At 48.7% G+C, this 24,544-nt stretch carries 28 protein-coding genes and 1 riboswitch; of the genes, 1 reads left to right on the plus strand and 27 read right to left on the minus strand.

The window, feature by feature from the left end:
* Positions 1-162: 162 nt before the first annotated feature.
* The gene (locus tag BLV33_RS12070; protein ID WP_090791425.1) at positions 163-690 is read left to right on the plus strand and encodes a DUF1572 family protein; all 528 of its coding nucleotides are present in this window, start codon (positions 163-165) and stop codon (positions 688-690) included.
* A gap of 149 nt (positions 691-839) precedes the next feature.
* Here BLV33_RS12070 and BLV33_RS12075 read toward each other — a convergent pair whose 3' ends face one another.
* From BLV33_RS12075 to BLV33_RS12195, 27 genes are all read right to left on the minus strand, one after another.
* Positions 840-2,015 (minus strand): DNA sulfur modification protein DndB, encoded by a 1,176-nt coding sequence (locus BLV33_RS12075; RefSeq protein WP_090791427.1) that lies wholly within the window; start codon positions 2,013-2,015, stop codon positions 840-842.
* On the minus strand, positions 2,015-3,151 hold the full coding sequence (locus BLV33_RS12080; protein ID WP_090791429.1) for a DNA sulfur modification protein DndB: 1,137 nt from the start codon (positions 3,149-3,151) through the stop codon (positions 2,015-2,017). The genes BLV33_RS12075 and BLV33_RS12080 overlap by 1 nt, the downstream gene beginning before the upstream one ends.
* 193 nt (positions 3,152-3,344) lie before the next feature.
* A complete protein-coding gene (locus tag BLV33_RS12085) occupies positions 3,345-4,511 on the minus strand; it encodes an aminotransferase class I/II-fold pyridoxal phosphate-dependent enzyme (RefSeq protein WP_090791432.1) in 1,167 nt (388 codons plus the stop codon).
* Between the two features lie 23 nt (positions 4,512-4,534).
* Entirely contained in the window at positions 4,535-5,617 is a 1,083-nt protein-coding gene (locus tag BLV33_RS12090; RefSeq protein WP_090791434.1) for a site-2 protease family protein, read from the minus strand.
* A gap of 6 nt (positions 5,618-5,623) precedes the next feature.
* On the minus strand, positions 5,624-5,989 hold the full coding sequence (locus BLV33_RS12095) for an arsenate reductase family protein (protein ID WP_090791436.1): 366 nt from the start codon (positions 5,987-5,989) through the stop codon (positions 5,624-5,626).
* Between the two features lie 143 nt (positions 5,990-6,132).
* Entirely contained in the window at positions 6,133-7,074 is a 942-nt protein-coding gene (locus tag BLV33_RS12100; protein ID WP_090791438.1) for an RluA family pseudouridine synthase, read from the minus strand.
* Positions 7,071-7,640 carry a cob(I)yrinic acid a,c-diamide adenosyltransferase gene (locus tag BLV33_RS12105; RefSeq protein WP_090791440.1) on the minus strand — a complete coding sequence of 190 codons (570 nt, stop codon included), beginning with the start codon at positions 7,638-7,640 and terminating at the stop codon, positions 7,071-7,073. The genes BLV33_RS12100 and BLV33_RS12105 overlap by 4 nt, the downstream gene beginning before the upstream one ends.
* A 22-nt stretch (positions 7,641-7,662) precedes the next feature.
* Entirely contained in the window at positions 7,663-9,222 is a 1,560-nt protein-coding gene (locus tag BLV33_RS29320; protein WP_366414806.1) for a cobyric acid synthase, read from the minus strand.
* Positions 9,222-10,325, minus strand: a complete 1,104-nt coding sequence (gene cobD, locus BLV33_RS29325) for a threonine-phosphate decarboxylase CobD (protein WP_171909126.1) — start codon at positions 10,323-10,325, stop codon at positions 9,222-9,224. Before cobD ends, BLV33_RS29320 begins: the two co-directional genes overlap by 1 nt.
* A 14-nt stretch (positions 10,326-10,339) precedes the next feature.
* Positions 10,340-11,185 (minus strand): adenosylcobinamide-GDP ribazoletransferase, encoded by an 846-nt coding sequence (gene cobS, locus BLV33_RS12115; protein WP_090791442.1) that lies wholly within the window; start codon positions 11,183-11,185, stop codon positions 10,340-10,342.
* Positions 11,164-12,132 (minus strand): adenosylcobinamide-phosphate synthase CbiB, encoded by a 969-nt coding sequence (gene cbiB / locus BLV33_RS12120; RefSeq protein WP_090791444.1) that lies wholly within the window; start codon positions 12,130-12,132, stop codon positions 11,164-11,166. Before cbiB ends, cobS begins: the two co-directional genes overlap by 22 nt.
* A gap of 42 nt (positions 12,133-12,174) precedes the next feature.
* Positions 12,175-12,741, minus strand: a complete 567-nt coding sequence (gene cobU, locus BLV33_RS12125; protein WP_090791447.1) for a bifunctional adenosylcobinamide kinase/adenosylcobinamide-phosphate guanylyltransferase — start codon at positions 12,739-12,741, stop codon at positions 12,175-12,177.
* 22 nt (positions 12,742-12,763) lie between these two features.
* Entirely contained in the window at positions 12,764-13,813 is a 1,050-nt protein-coding gene (gene cobT / locus BLV33_RS12130; protein WP_090791449.1) for a nicotinate-nucleotide--dimethylbenzimidazole phosphoribosyltransferase, read from the minus strand.
* A 13-nt stretch (positions 13,814-13,826) separates the two neighbouring features.
* Positions 13,827-14,612, minus strand: coding sequence for an ABC transporter ATP-binding protein (locus BLV33_RS12135; protein ID WP_171909127.1), 786 nt, complete (start codon positions 14,610-14,612; stop codon positions 13,827-13,829).
* Positions 14,613-14,617: 5 nt separating this feature from the next.
* On the minus strand, positions 14,618-15,655 hold the full coding sequence (locus tag BLV33_RS12140) for a FecCD family ABC transporter permease (protein ID WP_090791453.1): 1,038 nt from the start codon (positions 15,653-15,655) through the stop codon (positions 14,618-14,620).
* Complete coding sequence (locus tag BLV33_RS12145) at positions 15,655-16,677, minus strand: ABC transporter substrate-binding protein (protein ID WP_090791455.1); 1,023 nt, start codon at positions 16,675-16,677, stop codon at positions 15,655-15,657. The genes BLV33_RS12140 and BLV33_RS12145 overlap by 1 nt, the downstream gene beginning before the upstream one ends.
* Before the next feature lie 53 nt (positions 16,678-16,730).
* Positions 16,731-16,862, minus strand: coding sequence for a hypothetical protein (locus BLV33_RS30440; protein WP_290439051.1), 132 nt, complete (start codon positions 16,860-16,862; stop codon positions 16,731-16,733).
* Positions 16,819-17,031, minus strand: a riboswitch (cobalamin riboswitch). It overlaps the preceding gene by 44 nt.
* Before the next feature lie 70 nt (positions 17,032-17,101).
* Positions 17,102-17,629, minus strand: a complete 528-nt coding sequence (locus BLV33_RS12150) for a type 2 periplasmic-binding domain-containing protein (RefSeq protein WP_090791458.1) — start codon at positions 17,627-17,629, stop codon at positions 17,102-17,104.
* 54 nt (positions 17,630-17,683) lie between these two features.
* Positions 17,684-17,947 (minus strand): aspartyl-phosphate phosphatase Spo0E family protein, encoded by a 264-nt coding sequence (locus BLV33_RS12155; RefSeq protein WP_090791461.1) that lies wholly within the window; start codon positions 17,945-17,947, stop codon positions 17,684-17,686.
* Between the two features lie 111 nt (positions 17,948-18,058).
* A complete protein-coding gene (locus BLV33_RS12160; protein ID WP_171909351.1) occupies positions 18,059-19,216 on the minus strand; it encodes an aminotransferase class I/II-fold pyridoxal phosphate-dependent enzyme in 1,158 nt (385 codons plus the stop codon).
* A 52-nt stretch (positions 19,217-19,268) separates the two neighbouring features.
* The gene (locus tag BLV33_RS12165) at positions 19,269-19,760 is read right to left on the minus strand and encodes an Lrp/AsnC family transcriptional regulator (RefSeq protein WP_090791465.1); all 492 of its coding nucleotides are present in this window, start codon (positions 19,758-19,760) and stop codon (positions 19,269-19,271) included.
* A gap of 152 nt (positions 19,761-19,912) precedes the next feature.
* Positions 19,913-20,224, minus strand: coding sequence for a hypothetical protein (locus BLV33_RS12170; protein ID WP_090791469.1), 312 nt, complete (start codon positions 20,222-20,224; stop codon positions 19,913-19,915).
* A gap of 135 nt (positions 20,225-20,359) precedes the next feature.
* Positions 20,360-21,268, minus strand: a complete 909-nt coding sequence (gene cysK, locus BLV33_RS12175; protein WP_090798889.1) for a cysteine synthase A — start codon at positions 21,266-21,268, stop codon at positions 20,360-20,362.
* A 20-nt stretch (positions 21,269-21,288) separates the two neighbouring features.
* Entirely contained in the window at positions 21,289-22,599 is a 1,311-nt protein-coding gene (locus BLV33_RS12180; protein ID WP_090791471.1) for an MFS transporter, read from the minus strand.
* A gap of 105 nt (positions 22,600-22,704) precedes the next feature.
* Entirely contained in the window at positions 22,705-23,199 is a 495-nt protein-coding gene (locus BLV33_RS12185; RefSeq protein ID WP_090791473.1) for a hypothetical protein, read from the minus strand.
* Between the two features lie 101 nt (positions 23,200-23,300).
* On the minus strand, positions 23,301-23,720 hold the full coding sequence (locus BLV33_RS12190) for a DUF350 domain-containing protein (protein WP_090791475.1): 420 nt from the start codon (positions 23,718-23,720) through the stop codon (positions 23,301-23,303).
* Between the two features lie 82 nt (positions 23,721-23,802).
* On the minus strand, positions 23,803-24,480 hold the full coding sequence (locus tag BLV33_RS12195; protein WP_090791478.1) for a PspA/IM30 family protein: 678 nt from the start codon (positions 24,478-24,480) through the stop codon (positions 23,803-23,805).
* Positions 24,481-24,544: the final 64 nt, after the last annotated feature.

Raw genomic sequence — 24,544 nt, forward strand, 5'->3', positions numbered from 1 at the left:
GTATACATCCGCCTCGCTGCTGCCTGTTTTTACACATCCATTTTATACTTTCTTATGTGATAAGAAAATTTCAAATTTACATTCTAGCCCCATCGCTGTATCGTTTAGTTAATCATCTAATCTAGATTGATTACAAACTATTTAAAAAGGTGAGTGATCTCAATGACCAGTCCACAGCTCGATTTTGCCGGTGAATACTTACAGGAAGCGCTCCTCACATTTAAAAGCATGAAAAAATTGGCCGATAAGACTTTGGTTCAGCTCGACGACCCGCATTTTTATGTAGCTCTTGATCCGGAATCCAATTCATTGGAAATTTTGATCAAGCACATGCATGGCAATATGCTTTCCCGGTGGAAGGATTTTCTCACCACCGATGGAGAAAAACCAACCCGTAACCGGGACGGCGAATTTGAGGAGAGCCATTTTACTCGCGAACAACTCATGCATCTATGGGAAGACGGCTGGACTACCTTATTTGCCACACTTCAAAGCCTCACTCCCGAAAACTTGCTGCAAACGATCTATATCCGCGGTGAAGCGCATACCGTAATGAAAGCCATCCAAAGACAAATTTCGCACTACGGCTACCATGTCGGCCAAATGGTTTTCCTGGGCAAACATCTCAAGCATGAAACATGGCAAACACTGAGCATCGCCCGTGGGCAATCCAAGCCCTTCAATCCTTAATTTAAATTGTACAGTAGAAACTAATACCCCACTCCAATAACCTCACCACAACAAAATGCACCCCATAGAATTCATCGGATTAACCAAGGGTTATTCCAATAGATTCTATGGGGTGCATTGCATTTCCCGTGCGGGAAAGGTTCTAACAACTATGCCGGAGAAGCGGTATCTTCCGATTGTTCAGCATCTGTGCCTTCAAGGAAAAAGCGAATCATCTTCGCATGCTTTTTCAGTGACTTTTCGTGGATGAGATTGATTTTGCCGTTATCCAGGGTGCCGAATACGTAAATCAGCTCTTCATTGTCATGCGACCAGTCGAAGCCATCCAGGATATGCAAGCACTGCGTCCATTTCTCATTGTAGACTCCATCCTGGAACAAGAATCGGTTCGCGTGCAAAGCGATGCTTTCCTGCATGACCCGATTGGCAGAGGTATACTGCGGAAGCCCGGGCTGTTCCGGCATCAAAGGCAAGAGCGTGTAGAAAAACTGATGAAACAGCTCCACGTAGAGCGATGGCTCTTGTCGAATCCTGCGCTGCAGCTCGTAGGAAGGCTGCATTTTACCGGAAAAGAGCATGGTTGCCATTGAATAGAGCCAGCTGAAGCAGGTGAAGTTGCGATTGAAGGCAGTTAAATTGCTCCGGCGTTCAACCCCTGCACCTTTCAAATAAATGTTATGGTCCACAACCTGCTGGATAATCAAATTCAGCGGATCAATGGAATCAAAAGAGTGACCCAGCTCCTTGCTCACCAGCTGGACCTTCGAGTTGATATCCCCGAACAGCTGCTGCTCCTCTTCCTCCGACAAACCTATATAAATCTGCACAGCCAGCTGAGTCTCCATGAGATCGAGCCGTCTGCCTTCCATTTGCTTGACCAAGCCCTCTACTTGTTCCAGCTCCTGTTCGACAGCCGAATCCTGTGGAAATTTCCGCTGCTTGATTTTGAGTATGGCGATCTGCTTCTCATAGCGCCTGACTTCCTTATGCATCTGCTCATTGACATAGCCTAGCGCCAAGATCCGATGCTGCCCATCCAACACGCTAAGCTTCGAGCCATGCCGCAAATAAAGATCACTTTGCTCTTTAGCCAGCTGGTTCACTTCACGCAAAGACAAGGTAACCGGGCCAAAAAAGACATGATCCAGCTCACGCTCCTGTAGGTAGTTGGCAATTTTACGCCGCTGCATGTGACTTAATTTGCGCTGCACCATAGGGTCAATCATCGTGTAATTCAACAAATTTTGTACATTCATCGCAATGGTTGCAAGTCCAAACCGATCACAAAACGGGTGAATCGTCATATTAAGCCGTAAACCCTCCATCAGCTGACATCCTCCTTATCCCGAACCGAGAACGGATTTTGTTCCTGATAAAAGTTCTTGATAAATTGGAAAGCCTTCGTGATCCGCGAGCGCCTAGGCAGACGATCTTTTTCATCTCCGCTGTAAATGGCATTCCAGTTCAAACGAGGTAATGCCTGCATGGCATGCTCTAACGCATATCGATTGAATTTCCCTGTCTTCACAGCTTCTTCGTGCATATAAAGAGCCAGTGCAATTTGAATATTCTCAGTCCAAACCGGTTCACCCTTGGCAGGAGCAGGCAGGTGGTGGAGCAAGCCGTTGAAATATTGGGTCGCTAAATAGATGTGCTCCTGCACATCCTGTGTTTCAAATTGGTACCCGTTGTTGCGCGCTCCCGATTTCATTCGGCCTTCGAATAAAGCAATCAGGATCTCGATCAGCAAATGGTACGAAAATAAATATTCAGGCGATTTCCCCCGTTCCGTGAAACGATCGACCGACAAGCTTTGCATCACGATCGATTTCTCGGCAAGCTCAGAGGCCACCACATGGTAAAAACGTCTCTGATCGCGCAGCACTGCCAGATTTCCGCCTATTTTACGGGGCAGTTTATTAATGTCAGAAAATAACTGACGCTCTTGCCGCGCATTGATGTCCATATAGATCATCGTCGATATGGGGAATGCATACAAACGGCTGAGCTTCTCGCTAATTTCGTCCATTCGTTCATACTCTCTTCGGTCTTTAGCTCTTGCCATTTGACTTTGCAGCGTTTCCATAATGCGTTGAAAAGCTACCAGGCGATGCTGGCCATCAACCACATACAACTTTTCGATAGGCTGCAGCCTGAAGACTTCGCTGGATTTGTCGTAGTAGCCGGCTCCCCTCGCGGAGAAAATAATACCCGGAAAGTAAACAGGCTGGCGATTATCCAGATACAAATTAATGTAATCCATCAACTTCGATAAATTACGCGGGATAATCGCGCGCTGAACCTCCAGATCGACCTCATACACAGAAAAAAGCTTGCTCATCGGCAGCGTGGTGGATAAGGTGGTTTGTCCGAATGTTTGTCCGAGCATCCCTCCGATTTCCACATAAGAAGATGGCTTTTGTTCTGCTAAAAGTTCGGATAAAGAAGAAATTGAATCCATGTCCATTCCCCTTTCGTTGTAATCCAATCCAATACTTTTCAGTTTAGTCAATTTTCTTATGTTTAAACCACGCTGATTCATTATTTTGTTGTTCGATTGTCAAGGATAAACGGCTAAGCCGTCCTAAATGACGAGCGCGTTTGACAAGGTTGATGCGAAGCAAGATAAGTTTAGAAAAACTTATATTTTCTGATCAACTGAGAAAAGCTCCAATCCGCTTGGCTGCTTCTAACAGTCTAGCTTCCTCCTGCACCATGGCTATACGAACATAGCCTTCTCCCTCGGCTCCAAAAGCATCTCCCGGAATTATGACAACACCCGCGTTGTAAAGTATTTCCCGGGAAATTTGTCGAGACGTCCAGCCCTCAGGAATACGTGCCCATATGAACATGGTTGCTTTAGGCGGTGCTATCTCCCATCCCGCATCATGCAAAGCTGCTATAAAAGCATTTCGTCTCCGTTCATAAACAATTGCAACTGTATGATCGTTATGCATATCTTCTTCCATAGCAGCAATTCCTGCCCTTTGTATAGCTTGAAATACGCCGTAATCAATATTGGATTTTAATTTTTGAAGTGCTCCCACTACCTCGGAATTCCCAACTAGGAAAGCAATCCGGCAGCCCGCCATGCTAAAGCTTTTCGACAAAGAATGAAATTCTACCGCCACATCCTTAGCCCCATTAACCTCTAACAAGCTAAGGGGCCTATACCCATCGAACGCCATTTCCGAATAAGCCAAATCATGGACCAGCAAAAGCTGATGTTCTTTGGCAAAAGCGACCCATTCTTCAAAAAATGCACGATCAGCTACTGCAGAAAGAGGATTGCTCGGATAATTAAGCAGCATAAATTTGGCTCTGGCCAATGTTTCTTTAGGGATCTCCAGGAGGTTGGGCAAATAGTTATTTTCTGATCGCAGAGGCACTTTGTAAGATTCCACACCTGCCAGAACAAGGCTGGCTTCATAAATGGGATACCCGGGGTCAGGCACAATGACCACATCTCCAGGATCGCACAAAGCCATCGCCAAATGAGCAAGGCCATCCTGGGAACCCATAAGAGTCAAAATTTCCTTAACGGGGTTAAGCTCTACTCCAAATCGATGATGATACCAATGTGCTGCCGTTTGGCGAAATTCCAAGCTTCCTTCGGAGCTCGGATATCCGTACAAGCTGGTATCCGATACCGCTTCAACCATAGCTTTCAAGATCGCATCGGAAGGAGGAAGGTCCGGACTGCCAATACCTAAATCTATGACATCTACCCCTTGATTTATGACCTCACGCTTCCATGCAGCTACCTCCGAAAAAATGGCTGAGCCCAGCTGTGACAATCTTTTTGAGCCTGTTATTTTCATCTTATAACCTCTTTACCATGTTCTTATCTCAGTAATGGCAGCATATGCACCTGTCTGATCATAAAAAACAAGAACAGCGCAAGCGCCAAATAGGCCATTCCGAATTTCCAACGGGTTGCAATCGGAACATCAAAGTAAGCGTCATTTACATAGGGGGTATACTCGATTTGTACATGAATGCCCAGATGCAGGCCAGTTTCTTTTTGCACTTGCTCAACTCGAACGACCTCAATTTTTTTGATCAAAATTTGCGCTGGCACTTCTATGCGTTGGTGGAAGCCGATTCCTTCCCATGCGATTTCGATAGTCTGCGCCCCTTCCTCCGAGCCGCTTAGCTCCGAGTAAGTGGTGTAGGAAAGCTCTCTCCGATGATTTTCTCCAGGTATAAAGTAACCCTGCGCCAGCAAATGCTCAGCCGAAAAGTCAAAGCGGGTGGTCGAGACCATGATCTTTTCGCGTTTTCTGAATTTGACGAATTTTTGATACAGATCCCAGGCAAAAGTCGCCCAAATGATGAAGAAAATGATGCTTTTCAAGTAAATAATAATGACTAGTCCGCCTACCAAGCCCACCAGCCACAGCCAGCGAGTTACAGCGGTAGAAATTCTGCCTCCATCCAGCGGATGAATCGGCAGCAAATTAATCAGGTTCAAATAAAAACCTAAATAGGACATGTAAATGAGCAGCTCCGAGTTTAACCCTTGACCGAGCAGATAGGCGGCTGCTGCGCCAATCGTTCCAAGTAAGGGGCCGCCGAAAGCGACAAATGCCTCCGTGGCGGCATCCCGGGGATTTCTCTTTAAAGTGATTAAAGCCCCAAGGAAGGGGATAAAAACAGGAGCCGTTACAGGCAGTTTTTTATATTTTGCCGCAAACACATGACCCATTTCATGAATCAAAATCATAATTACCAATCCGATGGCAAAGGACCATGGAGCGATCAAGGCATAAGCACCTATCGTAACAAACATGCTGATGACGGCGCCGCCGACTTTGCCTAATTTCAATAATGGAATAATGAGCTTGGCTTGAGTGAGCAAAAATGCTCCCAGCGCGCCAAGATACCACAATGGATTCCTCTTCTTCGCTTCACGCTTTTCGGCCAATCTCAGTCACCCTTTCCCCCATGCTTCCTCATATATGTTTTCCTTAAAACCAACGGTAACCTTGTGGCCATCTGTAACAATAGGACGCTTGATCAGCCTTCCGTTAGAAGAGAGCAGCTTCAGCATCTGCTTCTCTGTCATTCCTGGCAGCTTATCCTTAAGCCCCATTTCCTTGTAAACCTCACCGGAGGTATTGAAAAACTTCTTGATCTCCAGACCACTGTCGGTCAGCAACTTTTTTAGCTCCTTCGCGGTAGGCGGCGTCTCAAAAAGCGGGATGCTTTCCTCGATCTTCACATCGTGGGCTTTCAGCCATTTGGTCGCATCAGAGCAGGTGCCGCATTTATGATATCCATAAAATTTGACGCTCATGAATAAGTTCTCCTTTATATAGCAATGGTTAAATTTTGGGCTAAGACGGGGTTAAAGTCAAGCAATGGCAAGGTCAAAATGAAAGGCCGCAAAACGAACTTTCGCCCTTTTTGCGACCTCCTATGGAAAGAGAAAGTATCCTGTCAGGACTGGCCAAAACGCAGCCAATCCTTCAATTGTATAAGATCCTCGGGCAGCGGCGCAGTGAACTCCACGTGCTCTCGTGTTCCCGGATGCCGGAAACCCAATTTATATGCATGCAGCGCCTGCCTCCGAAGATTGTCTTCCGGCAACAAAGATGCTGCCTCTGCGAATTTTTCCAACGTATACAGCTTATCGCCGATGAGCGGGTGGCCAAGGTGCCTCATATGCACGCGAATCTGATGGGTCCGGCCCGTCTCCAGCCATATCCGCACACAAGCGCCCTGGTCAAATTGTTCCACGACCTCATAATGGGTAACCGCCGAATATCCGTCCGGTGTTACGATGCGCACATGCGGCTGCTCCGGATCGCGGTCAATGGGCTCGTTGATGGTTCCGCTGCCTGTTTCCACAACGCCCCATACAAAGGCCAAATATTCTTTTCTCACTTGGTGGGCAATCATTTGCTCCGAGATTTGTTGATGCGCATAGGGTGTTTTGGCAATCGCGAGGACACCCGAGGTTTCCTGGTCAAGCCGGTGGACAGGGCGAAACCGGTAACTGAGACCTGACTGCTTCCAATGGTACACCACTCCATTTGCGAGAGTGTTCATGTAATGCCCGTGCGTAGGATGCACGATGATCCCAGCTTCTTTGGCGAGAATCAACAGCTGTTCGTCTTCATGGATGATTGTAAGAGGCAGATCCTGAGGCAAAATATCCTCCGACTCCTCGTGCTCCATTCGCAGTTCTACCCGATCTCCCGCCCGTACATGCACACTGATGTATTGACGCACCCCGTTTACGGTGATGCCTTGCTCCGACAGCTTCACACGGGAAATCAGCTTGCGGGAAACACCCATTCTTTTTTGTAAAATAGTTTTCAGCAAAAAGCCGTCTTCCTCAGGAGGAACGAGATAAATAAGAGGTTCATAGTAGCTCATTTTTTATGTCTGAATACTTCAGCACTGCGGAGATACTCCACGTCAGCTACACCTTCGCGAAAATTGGCAGTACGAGCAACCGTGAAGAATAGGTCGGACAATCGATTTAAATACCGGCGAACCTCCGGATTGATTTCCTGCGTCCTTGCCAAGGTCACCACTCTGCGCTCCGCACGTCTGCACACTGTTCTGCAAATATGCAATGCCGATGATGCTTGATTGCCTCCAGGTAAAATGAACCGGGTAATGTCAGGTGTTTCCGCATCGTATTTATCAATCCATGCTTCAAGCACATCCACCATCCCAGCCGTTACTTTAAAAGGACGAAGCTCAGGCTTGAGCGTTGCCAGATCAGACCCGCAATCAAACAGCTCATGCTGAACCTGGAGCAAATCTTCCAATAGATCGTTAAACGTATCCGGGTTCATAAAACTTATGGCCTGCCCCAAATAGCAGTTCAACTCATCCACAGTGCCATAGGCTTCTACGCGAATATCATCTTTATCGACCCTGCCGCCAATAACACCCGTTTGACCGGCATCTCCGGTGCGTGTATAAATTTTCATCCATAAGTCCCTCCTGAAATCATCAGTTTACATTTAAGCCCATCATCTCATAAACCTGCCGCATATCCAAGTGCTCTCGCACGTGTTCGGCCAGTCTGTCAAAGGCTGCTTCACGCCGCTCTTTAAATCGCAGCTCCGCTGGCAAAGGCGTCAGCCCCTTGCTGCTTCGAATTCGATTCAACCAGTCCCGGCGAAAATCATCATTATGTAAAATTCCATGTACATAGGTGCCCCATACTTTACCGTCCAAAGCAACGGCGCCTTCCTCATGCGGGATTTCCGTGGATAATCCGTTTCGAATCCGAAAGGGATGCGCTGCCGGCTCCAGAAATCGCGTGCGGCCCATGTGAATCTCATAGCCTTCAATCGGGATTTCCTCTTGTCCCGTGTAAAGACGGCTGGTGCCTTCCACTTGAACCGTTCGTTTGTCAGCGGAGAACATGGTTTCCGCGGGAAATAAATCAAGGCCGCTGAGCTGCGGCGTGTCCGATTCCCATCCATCCGGATCCAGCAGCGTGCGACCCATCATCTGATAGCCTGCGCAGATCCCCAATACCCAGCGCTGCTCCTCAAGAGCGTGCAGCTTGATTTGGTCGGCAAAGCCGGATTCCTGCAGAAACTGCAAATCCGCCATCGTGTTCTTGCTGCCGGGAAGGATGACGACATCCGGATCTCCCCACTCCGAGATGTGCGTGATATACCGGAAATGCACATCCTGCTCCTGCTGCAACGGATCAAAATCCGTAAAGTTCGAAATGCGCGGCAAGCGAATGACGGCTATATCGAGCTGATCCGCAGATTTAGCTGCAGCGTCTTGGTCGTAGACCCGCTGCTTGCGCTTGGAATCCAGCGAAGCCGAATCCTCGTCCTCGATGCCAAGCTGAGGCAGATAGGGGATGACGCCGAGCACGGGCTTGCCTGTGCGTTCCTCCAGCCACTCCAAACCCGGCTGCAGCAGGCTGACATCTCCGCGAAACTTGTTGATGATGAAGCCCTTAACTCTGGCTCTCTCTTGGTCGGTAAGGATGTCCAGCGTCCCGACGATCGAAGCGAACACTCCACCCCGATCAATATCGGCGACAAGGATCACAGGTGCATCCGCCCAACCGGCCAATCGCATGTTGACGATATCCCGATCTTTTAAATTGACCTCGGCCGGGCTGCCCGCCCCCTCCAGCACAACCAAATCATACTCGCCGCGCAATCTTGCAAGAGCATCCTTGACGATCTGCTCTGCCTGAGGCAGGTAAGATTCCCGATAGGTTCTTGCGTCGAGATCCATATAAGGCTTGCCATGCACGACAACCTGTGAAACCATATCCTGCTTGGGCTTTAAGAGGATCGGATTCATATCTGTGGTAGCCAGAATTTTGCAAGCATCCGCCTGAACGCCCTGGGCTCTTCCGATTTCCTTGCCATCATAAGTCACGTACGAATTAAGCGACATATTTTGTGATTTATAGGGAGCTGTGCGCCAGCCGTCCTGGACAAAGATGCGGCAAAGCGCAGCGGTCAGAATGCTTTTGCCTACATCCGATGCAGTACCTTGAACCATAATGGTTTTCGCGATCCGCTCGCTCACTATACCCCTCCCCCTTTGTCCGCCGAAAGCTCCTGTATCATTTGCTTGAGGCCTGTTACAAGGCGTTCATTCTCGGGACGAAGGCGTATGGCTGTACGACAATAGCGCTGATTTAATCCTTGGAACAAGGAGGCGTCGCGGATTAATATCCCTTGGGCGCCCATATGCTTTTGAGCCTGTTTGGCATCAATTCCGGATGCTTCAGAAAACGCAAACAGCAGGAAGTTCACATCACTTCGCACCACATGAAGCCCTAACTGCTCGAGCTGTTCGGTCAGCCAAGGCTTTTCAGTCCGAAGCCATTCATGGGTCGCATTCTCGAAGGCATGGTCGTCCAATACGGCAGCACCGATCAGTTGAGCCAAGTAATTCACACTCCACTGAACCTGCAGCTTAGCGAGCTCACGAATTCGGTTAGGGTGGGCAACGATAAACCCAAGACGGATGCCCGGGATCGAGTAAAATTTGGTCATGGAACGAATGACATAAAGGTCCGGTTGAATGGCTGCACGGCGCAGCATGGATCTTTCCTTTTCATCCACAGTAAAATCAATGAAGGCCTCATCCAGTATGAGCGGTTTCCCGCTATCGACAAGCTGTTCCAGCAGCATCTGAGGGATGAGCTTCCCGGTTGGATTGTTAGGATGGCCAAGGAACAACAGATCGCTTTTCATGGAAGCTTCCATCAAGGCCGCTTTCTGAAGCACAAAGCTTGTCTTCGCTTGCAGCTCCATATTGTGGATACTGCCTCGGGAATTACGGATCGCTTCTTCATACTCGGAAAAAGAGGGTCTGGCCAGCCCCGTAATATCAGGCTGGAGCACCCGTACAATAAGATCAATCAGCTCGGCAGCACCATTTCCTACAAGAATGCTTTCGGGTGGAATGCCATATTTGCGAGAAAGCTTATCTCTCAGCTCTCGTACTGCAGGATCGGGATACTTCACGATATCCTTCCAATGCCTAGCCATCAATTCCTCAACGATTGGAGGAGGACCCAGAGGATTCATATTGGAGCTAAAATCGAGAAATTGTTCCTTGGGAAGCCCGAAGGACTCTTGCGCCGTCCATAAGTCCCCTCCGTGCCCGAATCTTTCCAGCATGATGCTTCACTCCTTCAATGGAAAAGCAAAATTACAGCTAAAAGCAGTACTGTTTCCAACAACTCATTAAGCGCTCCATAAGTATCGCCGGTAAGTCCACCAAGCTTATGCGCCAAATAGGCCGCGATGCCATAGCCGCAGCAGAAGGTCAGCAGCGGAAAAGCAGCAATGTACTGCCAAGCAAGCCCTTGTATGGCTGGCCATTCATTAGGTATATCCGGTATGATCTGGTTGCCAGCCCACATCCATGCAGCTGTCAGCGCCATTCCCAATACTAATCCCGCATAAACGTGCTTTAGCCCCACACTTTGATAAAAACTGCCCATCCCTGATTCACGTCTCGCATACGGCCAGCCTTGAATGCCGACCGACATAAACCAGCGGCTCCAGATGGGTACGACTGCCAGCAATAGGCTAGCTGCAGGCCATTTGGCGGAAGAAAGCAGCGCATAGAGCAGAGCAAACTTCAACAGCAGTTGAAGCACACAGACGATCACACCCATTGCGCCAACACGGCTGTCTTTCATGATCTCCAGCATTTGCTCCCGAGGCCGGTGGCTGAGTATTCCATCTGCGGTATCCATCAAGCCGTCCAGATGGAGCCCGCCCGTAAGACCGACCCATAATACCAGGAGTAAGCAGGCCGCCGGGAGAACGGGGACAATGTGCAGCAATCCTGCGCCAGCAAAGCTGAGCAAGAGACCGATGACGGCGCCAACCAACGGATAAAAAATTACGCTGCGTCGGCAGATGGTCTCCGTGTATTCAAACCTAAACGGGATCGGCAATCGTGTAAGAAATTGAAAAGCCGCCACGAGCGCTTGTCCATAACCGATCCCTAGAGAAAGAGCAGTACGCATATAAGGCCTCCCATCACAGCAAAGCTGATGCCGTACAGGATGCGTACGGTCCCTACAATATCCCGCTGCGTCCGTTCACGCAGCGGCCAGCCGAGGCGGGCGCGTTCGCTTGCCACGCCGCCGTACACATTCAGCCCGCCAAGCTCAATCCCGAGCGCACCGGCTACCGCCGACTCCGGGATCCCGCTGTTCGGGCTGGGGTGCAAATGCGCGAAGCGGCGGATGGCCCGCCACGCGCGCTTCGCGGAAAGCCCCGGCTGCAGGAGCGCGACGAAGATCAGAAGGAGGCCGGTCAGCCGGGCGGGGATCCAGTTCAGCACGTCGTCCCAGCGTGCTGAGGCCCAGCCGAAAAACAAATACTTCTCGCTCTTATAGCCCACCATCGAATCGAGCGTGTTGGAAGCGCGGTACAGCATGGCCAGCGGAGCCGCACCCAAAAAAGCATAAAACAGCGGCGCTATCACCGCATCGACGATATTCTCGGATACCGTTTCCACGACGGCGCGGGTTAGCTCTGCCTCGCCGAGCTCTGCCGTATCCCGGCCTACGATATAGCCCGTATAGGTGCGCGCTTCTTGGATATCGCCGTTACTTAGCGGTACATAGACGCGGTAGGCTGCGTCTTTCAAGCCTTTTATCGCAATGGTCGTTGAAATAAACCAGGTGGAGACGATATATCCAAGCCACTCTTGGATGGCTTGGGCTGCGGAAACAATGAGCAGCATGACGGCAAAGCTGAGTAATATCGTGGACAGGGTCAGCAGAATGCCTTTCACTTTTTGGGATGCAGGGTTCCCGGTTGCAGCCAGCTTACGCTCCATGAAGCGAATCCATCTGCCTATGTAAATAACAGGATGGGTCGGCCATTTGGGGTCACCGACTAACCAATCAATCGCAATAGCTGCAGCCAGCATCCAGATTATTTCTTCAAATGAATAAAACAGCATAAGCGTCGCTTCACCCTGCCTTCCATCATGCTTACAAGGGGATTACTCCAGTCTGTATGCTCTGCTTTTCAGCTCGACAGGAATTCCCGCTGTTACCAAAAACACCTGATCACACAATGCAGCCAGCCTTTGATTCATTTTGCCCGCGAGATCACGGAAGCTCCGTCCCAATGGGTATTCCGGTACAATACCGCTTCCCACTTCATTGGTAACCAACAATACCTGTCCTTTGCAGGAGGACACTCCTGCCAGCAATTCATCGACTTTCCCGGTGAGCTTCCCGGCCTTGTCAGGATCATGTTCATAACGAAGCAGCCAATTCGAAAGCCATAAGGTTAAACAATCCACAAGCACTATGGGAGCATCGTCATCTGTCCCGCTAACTTGCTTTAATTGCTCGCTTAGCTCATAAGGCTCTTCGATCGTCATCCAGTTGAAGCCGGATAGGTGCCGCTGTTCCTGATGCTGCAAGATGCGTTCGCGCATCTCTTCATCGTATATTTGTGCAGTGGCTATATAAATACCCTGCTTTTCGTTAAGCTGAACAGCGAGCTGCTCGGCGAATGTGCTTTTCCCGCTTCTCGCACCGCCTGTCACCAAAATCGCCATATGCTTCACCTCCAGCCAGCTCTTAAGATCGAGAAACCCCTGCGCTTTCAAAAGTTGCCATTTCCCTCATGATATGGCCTGCGGCGTCAATCAGGGAAAAACTAAGCACAGCGCCGGTGCCTTCACCCAATCGCATATCCATCTGGAGCATGCTGCCAAGCCCAATCGCTTCCAGCATTTTATGGTGTCCCCGCTCTTGGGACAAATGAGAGCCAAGCATATATGGAACGCTGAGCGGAGCCAGTCTTGCTGCAATCAAGGCTGCCGCTGAAGAGATATAACCATCAATAACCACCGGACAGCGATTAGCAGCTGCTGCAAGAATAACGCCCACCAGGCCGGCAATCTCGAGTCCTCCGACCTTGGAGAGTACATCCAGCGCATCATTAGCGTCGGGAGCATTTACCTCAAGAGCTCGGCGTACGACCGACTGCTTATGGATTCGTTTGGCCTCATCTATGCCTGTTCCGCTGCCTACGGCCGCATCTACATCCAACTCTGTCAATGCGCATAGAATCGAAGCGCTCGCTGTCGTATTGCCAATCCCCATCTCGCCTGTGGCAAAGAGGCGATAGCCTTTAGCATAAAGCTCCTCCGTGATCTGTGCCCCCACCGCAATGGCCTGGGCGGCTTCCTCTCGCGTCATAGCTGCCTCAAGGGCTATATTGTTCGTTCCGCGTTTGATTTTGCGTGAAACCAACTCAGGATGCTCCAAATCGGCGTTCACCCCGATATCGACACATACAACCTGCGCTCCGGCATGCCGCGCCAGCACATTCACCGCTGCGCCGCCGCTGAGGAAATTCAGCACCATTTGCGGTGTGACCTCAGCTGGAAAAGCGCTGACGCCCTCCGCGCAAACACCATGATCTCCCGCCATGACGATGACGGCTTTCTTCTCGAATGAAGGGATCGTTTCACCCGTTATCCCTGCCAGCTGGCGCGCGATATCTTCAAGCTTCCCCAAGCTGCCGGGCGGCTTTGTCAGCGAGTCCAATCGACGGCTGGCCAGCTCTATTTGCCGGGCATCCAGCGGCTGAATTCGTTCTATGAATGTTTCCACTATTTTCATAATCCACAACCTCTCAACGTTCCTGCATCCCAGGCTGTAATAATATCTGCGGCGCATGATTAATCGGGTGCCTTAGCACAATGGGCTCGGTCCCATATACCTGGGCGATCAGCTCGCTCTTGATGATTTCTTCCGGTGTGCCGATGGCAGCCAGTCTGCCTTCATGCACAACAAGCAGCCTGCTGCAATACTGAGCGGCGAGGTTAAGATCGTGCAGCACAGCCACGACGGTCAAGCTTGTTTCGCGCTGCCAGCCTTTGATGTAATCCATCATCTGGATCTGATAGCCAATGTCCAGAAAGGTCGTCGGTTCATCCAGCATCAGCAGGCGCGGCTGTTGAGCCATCACTTTGCCAAGTGCAACACGCTGCCGTTCTCCACCGCTGAGCAGCTCAATCGTTCGCTCCAACAAAGGCCCAAGATCGAGTTTGGCGATGATTTCGTCGATCAGAGAAGAGGCATCGTCCGAATCTTCCCCGAGCCAGTTTTGGAAGGGATAGCGGCCCATCTCCACAACCTCGCGCACGGTGAAGCCCAAAGGAGGAAGCGCGTCCTGCTGTAAAACCGCCAGCCATCGCGCCAGCTCCTTGCGGGAATAAGCGGCAATAGGCTTACCTTGCAGCTTGATGCTTCCTGCAGAAGCGGGATCCACACCCGATAATAAGCGGAGCAGTGTTGATTTGCCGCTGCCGTTGGGGCCAATAATGCCAAAAAACTCCCCGGGCTTTACCTCAAACCCAATATCAAGAAGCACCTGCTGGCCGTCAAACTTTTTATCCAAATGCTCGACCTGGATCATACCCATCAACCTCTTAACGTTTTCTTATGCTTATGCAGCAGGTAGGCGAAAAACGGCGCTCCCAAAAATGCAGTAATGACACCCAGTGGAATTTCTGTCGGACTAAGCAGCGTTCGGGCAATCGTATCCGCCCACAATACATAGATCCCGCCGCCGATGGCGGATAACGGCAAAATCAACCGATAGTCTGGTCCCGCCAATAAACGAACAAGGTGAGGGACAATCAATCCCACGAAACCAATGACCCCCGCAACAGAAACCGCTGCCGCAGTAATGAACGTAGCAACGATCAGAACTACTAGCTTGGTTCGTTCTACATGGATTCCGAGATGAGCAGCCTGACGTTCACCCAGCGCGAATAAATTCAGTGACCTTGTGTAACCAAGTAATATAATAAAGCCTATCAACCAATAAGGAGCGATCACACCCGTGTAACTCCAACCCCTCATCGCCAAACTGCCCATCAGCCAAAATATGATCTCATTGATCACTTTATTGGAAAGCGAGACCATAAAAGAAACCATCGCCCCCAAAAAGGCTTGCATAATAACACCTGACAAAATGAGTGTTTCCATCTTCAGCTTTCCATCAATTTGCGCCAGCCTCAGAACGAGCAGCAGCGAAACCAGACCTGTTCCGAAAGCTACTACCGGAATTGTCCATTGACCAAACAGTGCATATTGAAGCCCAAAATAAATCAAAAATGCTGCCCCCACGGATGCGCCGGATGAGACACCCAGCGAGTATGGATCAGCTAGAGGATTGCGCAAAACGCCTTGGAAGGCTGCGCCGGCAACGGATAGAGAAGCCCCTACAAGAATACCGAGCACTATGCGCGGGAACCGTACCTTCATAATAATCTGTTCGGAGGATTGAGGCCAGCTTGCAGGGATATAATCTCCTAGCCAGGGCAACTGCTTAACGAGAATTCCGGCAATTTGCGGAATGGGAAGCTTTGCGCTGCCTATCGATAAGCTGATTAAAATAGAAAGAAGAAGGAGCATGACTCCCGCTCCTCCCCACCACATCAATTTACGCTTCATTATTTCACCAGTTCCGGATAAATTCCTTTCGCCATTTCGAGCAGTCCGTCCGTAAGCCTTGGACCTGGTCGGCTGAGCAGATTTCCATCCAATCCTATAACTCTGTTATTTTTGATCGCATCAATCTGGTTCCATCCGCTGCGTTCACGAATGATTTGATCGAGTGTTTTCTTGGATTTATCATCGATAGCATCTTTAGCGAATAGAATGACATTCGGATTTTGCTGAATGATTTTCTCCTCACTGATTTGGTGCCAGCCTTTCGTATCGGCAGCCACATTCACGCCCCCTGATAAGGTGATCAGTTCGTCCATGAATTCACCGCTTCCAACCGTCCAGCCTGCTGAGAACTCGACATAAACTTTCTTTTTGGCTTCTGGCTTCACACTTTTAACGGCATCGACAACCTTTTGGCGATCAGCCTTCATTTTGGACACGACCTTTTCTGCTTGCTCCTGATGATCTGTAATTTGTCCGAACAAAGTGATATCCGCCATCGCATCATCCAAATTTTTCGGCTCTACCTTGAAGACATTCAGATTCAAAGCCCGAAGCTTTTCCACAGTATCCGGCTTCATGGAAACCCCTGTAATGATGAAATCTGCGTTAGCCGCAATCATCGCTTCTGTATTAGGCTTAACAATGCCACCCATTTTCTTTTTGGATTTGGCTGCTTCCGGATAATCATCAAAATCGGAAACTCCCACAATTTGATCGCTCAGCCCAATTGCAAATAAGGCCTCTGTTTCAGCTGGAGATACGGATACTATGTGCGTGGGTGCTTTATCGAAAACAAATTCCTTGCCGGTAGCATCCTTCACAGTTAATGGAAATTTAGTTTGTTTCGGCGTTGGAGCCGGAGCTGCTGTTGCACTCGCGCTCTTCGTTGCTTCCGAGCTGAGCTTGGCAGGAGCTGTTAATTCTCCTCCGCCATCACTTTTCTTTCCACAGCCTGCCAGGCTGATTGCCAATACAAGCGCAAGAACGATTAGTGCTAATTGATTCCACGAGCTTTTCTTCATTTGATCCCGTTCCTCCCATTATTTCAATAGCCAAACATCAAAAAACCTCCAACCTAAAAGGATGGAGGGAACGGTAAACCGGAAATTTGCGGGAAACCTGCCGCTTTCTGATTTAACGCGATCCTTTCCTCGAAGGATGCATACTGCGATTCAGCAAAAGGCAGGTCTCCTGACTTACGGGCCATGCTATCTTCACGCCTTCCCATTCCTTGCTGGAAACAGTGGCATCGTGAAGAAATTCCCGTGTTACAGTGGCGGGACCGTGCCGGAATTACACCGGCTTCCCTATTAAGCAGCAAGCTTCATGATTCGAATAGTTCGAAGCTTGTCAGCACCTTCGGCTTTGTAGCTATTTAATTCTTGTAAAATGTCCTTCGAGCTAGCAATCTCTATCGATTATAGGCTAGATGCCGAAAACTTACAACTACTTTTCAGCGATGATTTTAAGCACTTGCTTGGCTTCTGCTTGTTTCTTCGCATTCTGCGGAATAAAAGCAAACAGCCCTTTGCCGTTCATATTCTGTTCCTTCATCCATTTGGTATCCTCCAGCGGAATCCCGTATAGATGCTTTTCCGTCTTCCCCTGATCGGTTATTTCCATGATCCCTGTCGGATAGTCCTCAGGCTTGATGATATCATCCAGCGGTACATAACCGCCTTGTTTACCCAAATTACGAAATTGATCTTCAGGTATAATAAGAATCCCATTCTCACCGGCGGCAATCTCTACTATCATTTTCTCTACTGAAAACATGGGGGACGCGTTTAAAACAATAGTTGGAACTGCACCTACCTTGGCTGCTAGAGAGCTTTGCAGTTTTTGTGCACCATCACTTGGAATCCCTTGAGGCCCCATCATGAAAATGGTAACATCCGCCTTCGGTCCTCCACACCCGGCTAAGAGAACCATAAGAATCATTACCCATAATGCAAGCTTCAAATTCACTTTCATCTTGATGTCACCCCCTCTGTCTGAAAAGTAAAGCGCAGAAGAAAAGCCGGTTTCTCACCGGCCCTTAGCAGAATTCTTCATATATTCATTTATTTTGGAATCTAGAATCGTGCTGAGTTCTATCACAGCGTCGGAAGTCATCAATCTTCCTTCAAGTACCATTTGCTCCAGCATTGAGCGCAAGGAATAGATTTCTTCTTCCAGATGGGATGCTAAGGATGATCTTTTAGCTGTCTTGATCAACCAACGCTGTTCAGAATCGTTTTCGCGAAGGTGCATATGATTTCTAGGGTTTAGTTGATAATCAAGAAAAGCCACGCTCATCCTCCTTTTTTCGGTTATTCGAAGAAATAAATGACTGCTTCAGAAAAGCTATATAAATTATAGCAGTTTTTCTTCATGTTGGATACTACAAAATCTATTAGTATTTTACAATTTTTTTATAAAATTTCCTATGCGTTCTATGGCTTCATTCAATTGCGAGACAGAGCTCGCATAAGAGCAGCGTAGAAAGCCTTCCCCGCCAAGACCAAAAGCAGATCCGGGTACAGCTGCGACTTTAGCCTCATACAGCAAACGCTGGGCAAACTCCTCGGAACTAAGTCCGGTTGATTGGATAGAAGGGAAGGCATAAAACGCACCTTGCGGCTCGTGGCACTGCAATCCAATCTCACGAAAGCCGCTGACTACCAAACGCCGCCGCTGATTGTACGATTCTACCATACGATCCTTCTCTTCCAGACCGTTCGTTAATGCTTCATGTGCAGCAACCTGCCCCATGACTGGAGCGCACATCACGGTGTACTGGTGAATTTTCAGCATCGCTGCAATCAGCTCCGAATGACCACAGGCATAGCCCATCCGCCATCCTGTCATCGCGAACGCCTTGGAAAAGCCGCTCACCAGAATCGTTCTGTCTTTCATACCCGGCATTGTGGCAAAGCTCGCATGCTTCTGATCATAAGTCAATTCCGCATAAATCTCATCGGAAATAACAATAAGATCCTGTTCCTCCACCACCTTGGCGATGGGCAGCCAATCCTCGTAAGTCATGATACCTCCAGTTGGATTACTGGGATAACAGAGGATAAGCACCTTGGAGCGAGGGGTAAGAACGCTGCGAAGCGCTTCAGCCGTCAGCTTGAACTTATTTTCGGAAGTCGTCTCAATCCCTACCGGAACTCCTCCGCCAATAACAGCGATAGGAGAATAGGAAATATAGCAAGGCTCCGGAATCAGAATTTCATCTCCGGGAACAATCAGCGCTCTTAGGGCAAGATCAATCGCCTCGCTGCCGCCAACCGTAACCAGCACTTCATTTGAAGGCTCATAGGTGATTTGAAAGCTGTTATGCAAATATTCGGCAATAGCTTCCCGCAGCTCAAGTATTCCGGAATTGGGGGTATATTTGGTTCTGCCGCGCTCTAATGAAAACACAGCGGCTTCCCTGACGTGCCACGGTGTTGAAAAATCCGGCTCACCTACGCCAAGTGAAATAATATCCTTGCTGCCGCTCACCAAATCAAAAAATTTGCGAATCCCGGAAGGCGGGATATCACGGACGAGCGGTGACAGGTAATCCTTCATCGATCTCGACTTCTGCCCGAGCTGCTCTTCTTTAATCACTTCGCATCTCCCTTTACGGTGAGATCAGCATCCGGTGATCATCTTCATGATCCTCGAAAATAATGCCGTCCTGTTTGTATTTTTTCAATATAAAATGGGTTTTGGTAGAAAGCACCCGATCAATCGGGGAAAGCTTGTTGGAAACGAATGAAGCCACATCTCTCAGTGTTCTGCCTTCAATTTCAACCAGCAAATCATAAGCGCCCGACATCAGGTAAACCGATTTCACTTCGGGATATAGGTAAATCCGCTCGGCGATCGCGTCAAAGCCGCGGCCCCGCTCCGGAGTAATCTGCACCTCAATCAGGGCGGTTACCTTTTCTTCATCAACCCTGCCCCAGTTGACAACCGTTGCATATTTCACAATGACCTTCTCAGCTTCCATCTCGCTGATTGCACTCGCCACGGCCGCCTCCGTCGTGCCTAGCATCGTGGCGATCAGCTGGGCGCTGCGGCGTGCGTCTTCCTTTAACAAATCGAGAATTTTGAGCTTCAAAGTATCCATAGTTGTCCCTCGCTTTCGGAAAATCATATTCCTTCATCTTACAACGAAGCGGCATGTATTTCAATAAGTACGAAATCATTATTGCGTGAGAAAAGAGCCGCAGCTAAATCAGCTTTGGCTCTTCTCTTTGGCTCTTCTCTTGACTTCTTGTTTTAGTGAGCTGCAGTTACGGGGCAATATTTCCACTCCGCAAGCAGAAGCTTATAGACATTGCTTTCAATTCCTCTCGTTCGATAATCAGGCAGCACATAAATTTCGGCCGACTCCATCTGCGGCGCCGATGCATCGGCAGGCGTATATCCTATGGCAACCAAACGATTATTATCATAAGCCGAGATGACATGGCCGGTGTCATGCTCCTTGATGGCAGTCAATCCGGTGCGCCCATGCTCTATTCGGTATTCCTGCATAAAATCTCCGAGGCTGCTTTCCTCCGGAGCTTGATTTATATAAGCAATTTTCATGATTATCACCTGGTCCTTTTAGACTTCTTATTTATAATTATACATCTTGGTGTATATTTATTCAATTTATTTTTGGATTTTACAAAAAATAAAAAACAGGAATGCTTTAGCACCCCTGCATAGTATGCTGTTTGTTTAAAAAAGATCCATACTCAAATATCTTTCTCCCGAATCCGGGGCTATACAGAGCACTCGTTTGCCTGCACCAAGCTTGCGTGCAACCTGAAGTCCTGTCCAAACCGAAGCCCCTGCTGAAGGTCCGACAAGAATCCCTTCCCTGTGGGCCAAATCTCTCATCGTCTGTACCGCATCTTCATCCGTTACCTGGACGATTTCATCGTAGACACTTGTATTCAAGATGGCGGGGATAAAGCCTGGACTCGTTCCTACCAGCTTATGAGGTCCTGGCTGCCCTCCGGAAAGCACAGGAGATCCCTTTGGCTCGACCACATAAATTTGGATGCCCGGAATCTTGTCACGCAGCACTTCCCCCGTGCCCGTTATCGTTCCGCCCGTTCCTGAGGTAGCTACAAAAGCATCGAGCCGACCGTCCATTTGCCCCAGAATTTCAAGTGCCGTAGTAACGCGATGAATATCCGGGTTGGCCGGATTTTCAAATTGCTGGGGAATAAAGCTGCCAGGAATTTGATCCCTTAGCTCAATCGCTTTCCTGATCGCCCCGGGCATGCGTTCCGATGCAGGAGTAAGCACGACCTGTGCTCCATATGCTTTGAGAATATTAATTCGCTCTTTACTCATATTATCCGGCATAATCATGATGGCCTTATAGCCCTTTGCTGCTGCATTCATCGCAAGTCCAATCCCCGTATTGCCGCTTGTAGGCTCTATAATGGTAGCTCCCGGCTTCAGCCGCCCGTCTAGTTCCGCTTGCACAATCAAATTGAAAGCGGCGCGATCTTTCACACTGCCGCTAGGATTCATGAACTCCAATTTTACATATAATTCTGCGTCACCCTTTTGAACCAATCGATTGATTCGCACGGCGGGTGTATCGCCAATGATATCTGTGATGCTATTTACCATTTTTCTTGATGCCAAGGTGCTCACTCTCTCCTTTTGCTCAAGCCGTCATTACCCACTAGTTTAGCGGGTATTGACCAGTTGTCAAGCGATTTCGGCGGAGAATCGCCGGCGATTTTTTTGCGAATAAACCACCAATTTACGAGCGTGAAGCTGCCGATAACAAGCAGAAAAACGTTTAGCACCCATGTTGATTGGCTCCACGTAACTACAATAATAAACAACAGCACTCCCAGCATTCGACCTGCATTTAGCGCCAATTCCCTAAGCACGATATATTCTTCACGCCTAGAAACACTCTGGTCATTGCCTCCAATCAAATCAAATACAGTAGAAATCACTGGGATCGAATACAAGGGAAGAAAAAGCGCAGTGCCGATTCCATAAATCAACAGGGTCACCATATTGACCTTCCAAAAAAACGGCAAAATCACAATCGTCATAGCTAGTGCGCCAATGAACATCGCCCTGTTCCTATTACGTTTTTTCATCCATTTGCCAGTCGCCCAAAAGCTGATCAACGAAACTCCGGAGGTTATGAGCAAAAAGGTACCCAAACGTTCCTCACTTGCCGTTGCAATGTATACCATAAGTCCGATTAAAAACGCAAAGACGCCTTCTCTGATGCCCTGAGCTACCAGAGCCGCACTGACTGGCCTCCATGGCGTATCCTTACTGCTAATACTGCGAATGGGCAGAAGCCACTCGTATGTGCCCGCGACCTTGCGTTTTTTTAAAAAGAAGCTCACGATCACCCCGATCATAAAAACGCCCAGGGACAAGGTAAAAATAAGCCGATACCCGCTCGCCCCTGCCATATGTACAATGAGCGCACCCGATATCCACGGTGCCGCCATACCTGCTCCCGATCCGATCAGTCCCGCCAAGCCGTTAAATCGATCCCGATTTTCCGGATTCGTCACTTCAAAATAAACGACATTGAAAGCAAGCCAAAAAAATCCCGAGCCGATTCCTTGTACCACACCAAGGACAAGCACTAATTCCATAGCGCGGGTTCCGAGCCAGAGCACCAGCAGGTAGAACAATGCCGAAACAATCACACCCATACGCAAGCAGTTCATTTTATTATGTTCCTTGACCCATTTCCCAGCCAGCCAAAAGGTAACGGCCATTGCGACATGGCCCGACAGAGCAAACCATCCGAGCAGCGCCAAGTCATTTTTGGCCTTCCACAGGTATACCCCGACGAATGACCCGGAAAGCAGGCTGGCCACAGTGAAAAGCCCGTTGACCAACAGCAATAGAATGGATTGTGGATCAAGCTTGCCGCTCCATTTACGGTGATTCCCATGCTGAATATGTTCCTGCTGCATACGCTCCACCTTTGACAGGGATTAAGATTGCTTCATTAAGCTTCCCCAATTCCGCTGAAATAACGCAAGAACATAAAAAAACCGAACCCTTGCGGATCCGGTTGCTCAGGATTCTTTCTTGATACGGTCGACCATCAAGGCGCGATCTGAATCGGACAAATACTTCTCGACCTTGAAGCAGGATGGGCAAATATACACATGCATTGTAAAGGGAGCTTTGAGTGTAGGTGTACCCAAAATCTTGGATACATAAGGAATATAAATTTCCTTTGACTGGATTTCACTGCCCGCCAGAAGCATCAGTTCGTTACAGTTGGAGCAATCCGGCGCCTCTTCCTGTTCGTCGGTCATTTGCAGTACCTTTTCACCGTAGCTGTCAATCGGCTCATTCGTTTCATCCCATACCGCCGAAAGATCATCTTCATCGGCTTCTTCCCCTAACAACAGCGGTTGACCGGTCTGCTTCACCGTTAATTGAATGGTGCGATAATCATTTAGTTCATTAAAACAATGCGGACATTCGTCCTCCGGGCCGATTTCCGGATCCCAAACGATCTCCGTCTGGCACCAGGGACAAACGACTTCATCCTTTGCACTCATTGATGGTCTACCTCCAAACCTTTAAGAATACTTCAGTATATAATAAACGCCCGCTATGACAAAAACAAACGCTATCACGAATAAGGTACCCCATAGATACTTCACGTTACACAGGCTCCGATAACATAAGAAAAGGAAATGGAAATCATCATCGACAAAAAGCCGACAGCTTTGTTGTCCTTTTTGATCTCTTCATCAATTTTAAAGTAAGGGGTCAAAAATTCAAAAATAAAATAAGAGACCAGAAGCAGAATAAAGCCGTAGCCCGCCCAAATGAGTGATTGCATCATCGTATCATTATTTAGAATAGCAAACCTGAATATATTGCAGATCCCAAAAATCTTCCCGCCGGTTGCCATAGCCACCGACAAGTTCCCTGACTTGATTTCCTTCCAATCATCATATTTGGTGACCAGCTCGAAAATCGTCAAGAACACCACAAGCGCAATCACCGCAATCGCAAAAAACGCGAGCGTCCCCACATATGGGTTGTTTAGCAACAGTTCCACCTCTTTGTTCATGTTAAGATCCCTGCTCTCTCTCCAAAATGGTAGAAGAGACTGGGTTTCCCCAGCCTCTTGCAGGACTTCAATTATTATAGCATTACTGCTGCTTTTTTTCAGCAATCTTTGCTTTGAGCGCAGCGAGCTCATCGTCTACGCCGTCGCCTTTTCCAAGCTTATCCAGCTCATCGTCAAGGCTGCGGTTGGATGCGCGAAGCTCCCCGCTGGCTTGTGCTTCAGCTTCCATCTGCAGGACTTTTTCCGACATGCGGTCAAAGCCTTTGGCGCCGTTATCGACACCAAAACCGGACATGGCCTGGTTGATTTGCTTTTGCGCTTTGGCCGATTCGGCACGGGCAACGAGCAGATCTTTTTTGTTCTTCATTTTGCCGAATTGATCTTTCATTTCAGTCAATTGACTGCGAAGGTTATCGGCATTTGTTTTGGAAATATCGTATTGGCGCTTAAACTCATCCAAACGAGCCTGATGCTCTTTCTTGTCTTCGAGCGCACGGCGAGCCAAATCTTCGTTCCCGGACTCCAATGCCTTCATGGCCTGCTCGGTACGTTTGGTCACCATTTCTTCTGCTTCTTCATACTGCTGCTTAAACTTCTTCTCAATAGCAATTTGCTTGGCTACGGAGGTCTCAGCTTCCAAAATGTCCTCCTCCATGTCGCGAAGGAACTGGTTTAGCATTTTCACCGGATCTTCAGCTTTGTCCAGTAAGTCATTGATCGATCCCATCGTTAAATCTCTTAATCTTTTAAAAATTCCCATTCTTCATTTCCTCCTAATAATATATGTGGTAGGTACTTGAGCTTGCCTTTGCTGCACCGGTGTT

It is taken from the genome of Paenibacillus sp. GP183 (assembly GCF_900104695.1).
Taxonomy (GTDB): Bacteria; Bacillota; Bacilli; order Paenibacillales; family NBRC-103111; genus Paenibacillus_AI.

Excerpts from the sequence above, each read along its gene's own strand:
- cobU (WP_090791447.1), bottom strand. The coding sequence starts at position 12,741 with ATGGCGATTTTGGTGACAGGCGGTGCGAGAAGCGGGAAAAGCACATTC.
- BLV33_RS12070 (WP_090791425.1), top strand. The coding sequence starts at position 163 with ATGACCAGTCCACAGCTCGATTTTGCCGGTGAATACTTACAGGAAGCG.
- cbiB (WP_090791444.1), bottom strand. The coding sequence starts at position 12,132 with ATGCTGTTTTATTCATTTGAAGAAATAATCTGGATGCTGGCTGCAGCT.
- BLV33_RS12170 (WP_090791469.1), bottom strand. The coding sequence starts at position 20,224 with ATGAAAATTGCTTATATAAATCAAGCTCCGGAGGAAAGCAGCCTCGGA.
- cysK (WP_090798889.1), bottom strand. The coding sequence starts at position 21,268 with ATGGTAAATAGCATCACAGATATCATTGGCGATACACCCGCCGTGCGA.
- BLV33_RS12105 (WP_090791440.1), bottom strand. The coding sequence starts at position 7,640 with ATGAAAATTTATACACGCACCGGAGATGCCGGTCAAACGGGTGTTATT.
- BLV33_RS12135 (WP_171909127.1), bottom strand. The coding sequence starts at position 14,612 with ATGATCCAGGTCGAGCATTTGGATAAAAAGTTTGACGGCCAGCAGGTG.
- BLV33_RS12195 (WP_090791478.1), bottom strand. The coding sequence starts at position 24,480 with ATGGGAATTTTTAAAAGATTAAGAGATTTAACGATGGGATCGATCAAT.
- cobS (WP_090791442.1), bottom strand. The coding sequence starts at position 11,185 with ATGCGTACTGCTCTTTCTCTAGGGATCGGTTATGGACAAGCGCTCGTG.
- BLV33_RS12145 (WP_090791455.1), bottom strand. The coding sequence starts at position 16,677 with ATGAAGAAAAGCTCGTGGAATCAATTAGCACTAATCGTTCTTGCGCTT.
- BLV33_RS30440 (WP_290439051.1), bottom strand. The coding sequence starts at position 16,862 with ATGGCCCGTAAGTCAGGAGACCTGCCTTTTGCTGAATCGCAGTATGCA.
- BLV33_RS12190 (WP_090791475.1), bottom strand. The coding sequence starts at position 23,720 with ATGAACAAAGAGGTGGAACTGTTGCTAAACAACCCATATGTGGGGACG.
- BLV33_RS12080 (WP_090791429.1), bottom strand. The coding sequence starts at position 3,151 with ATGGATTCAATTTCTTCTTTATCCGAACTTTTAGCAGAACAAAAGCCA.
- cobT (WP_090791449.1), bottom strand. The coding sequence starts at position 13,813 with ATGAAAATAGTGGAAACATTCATAGAACGAATTCAGCCGCTGGATGCC.
- BLV33_RS12140 (WP_090791453.1), bottom strand. The coding sequence starts at position 15,655 with ATGAAGCGTAAATTGATGTGGTGGGGAGGAGCGGGAGTCATGCTCCTT.
- cobD (WP_171909126.1), bottom strand. The coding sequence starts at position 10,325 with ATGCTGGAAAGATTCGGGCACGGAGGGGACTTATGGACGGCGCAAGAG.
- BLV33_RS12095 (WP_090791436.1), bottom strand. The coding sequence starts at position 5,989 with ATGAGCGTCAAATTTTATGGATATCATAAATGCGGCACCTGCTCTGAT.
- BLV33_RS12075 (WP_090791427.1), bottom strand. The coding sequence starts at position 2,015 with ATGGAGGGTTTACGGCTTAATATGACGATTCACCCGTTTTGTGATCGG.
- BLV33_RS12165 (WP_090791465.1), bottom strand. The coding sequence starts at position 19,760 with ATGGATACTTTGAAGCTCAAAATTCTCGATTTGTTAAAGGAAGACGCA.
- BLV33_RS12150 (WP_090791458.1), bottom strand. The coding sequence starts at position 17,629 with ATGAAAGTGAATTTGAAGCTTGCATTATGGGTAATGATTCTTATGGTT.
- BLV33_RS12180 (WP_090791471.1), bottom strand. The coding sequence starts at position 22,599 with ATGCAGCAGGAACATATTCAGCATGGGAATCACCGTAAATGGAGCGGC.
- BLV33_RS12100 (WP_090791438.1), bottom strand. The coding sequence starts at position 7,074 with ATGAGCTACTATGAACCTCTTATTTATCTCGTTCCTCCTGAGGAAGAC.
- BLV33_RS12185 (WP_090791473.1), bottom strand. The coding sequence starts at position 23,199 with ATGAGTGCAAAGGATGAAGTCGTTTGTCCCTGGTGCCAGACGGAGATC.
- BLV33_RS12085 (WP_090791432.1), bottom strand. The coding sequence starts at position 4,511 with ATGAAAATAACAGGCTCAAAAAGATTGTCACAGCTGGGCTCAGCCATT.
- BLV33_RS12160 (WP_171909351.1), bottom strand. The coding sequence starts at position 19,216 with ATGAAGGATTACCTGTCACCGCTCGTCCGTGATATCCCGCCTTCCGGG.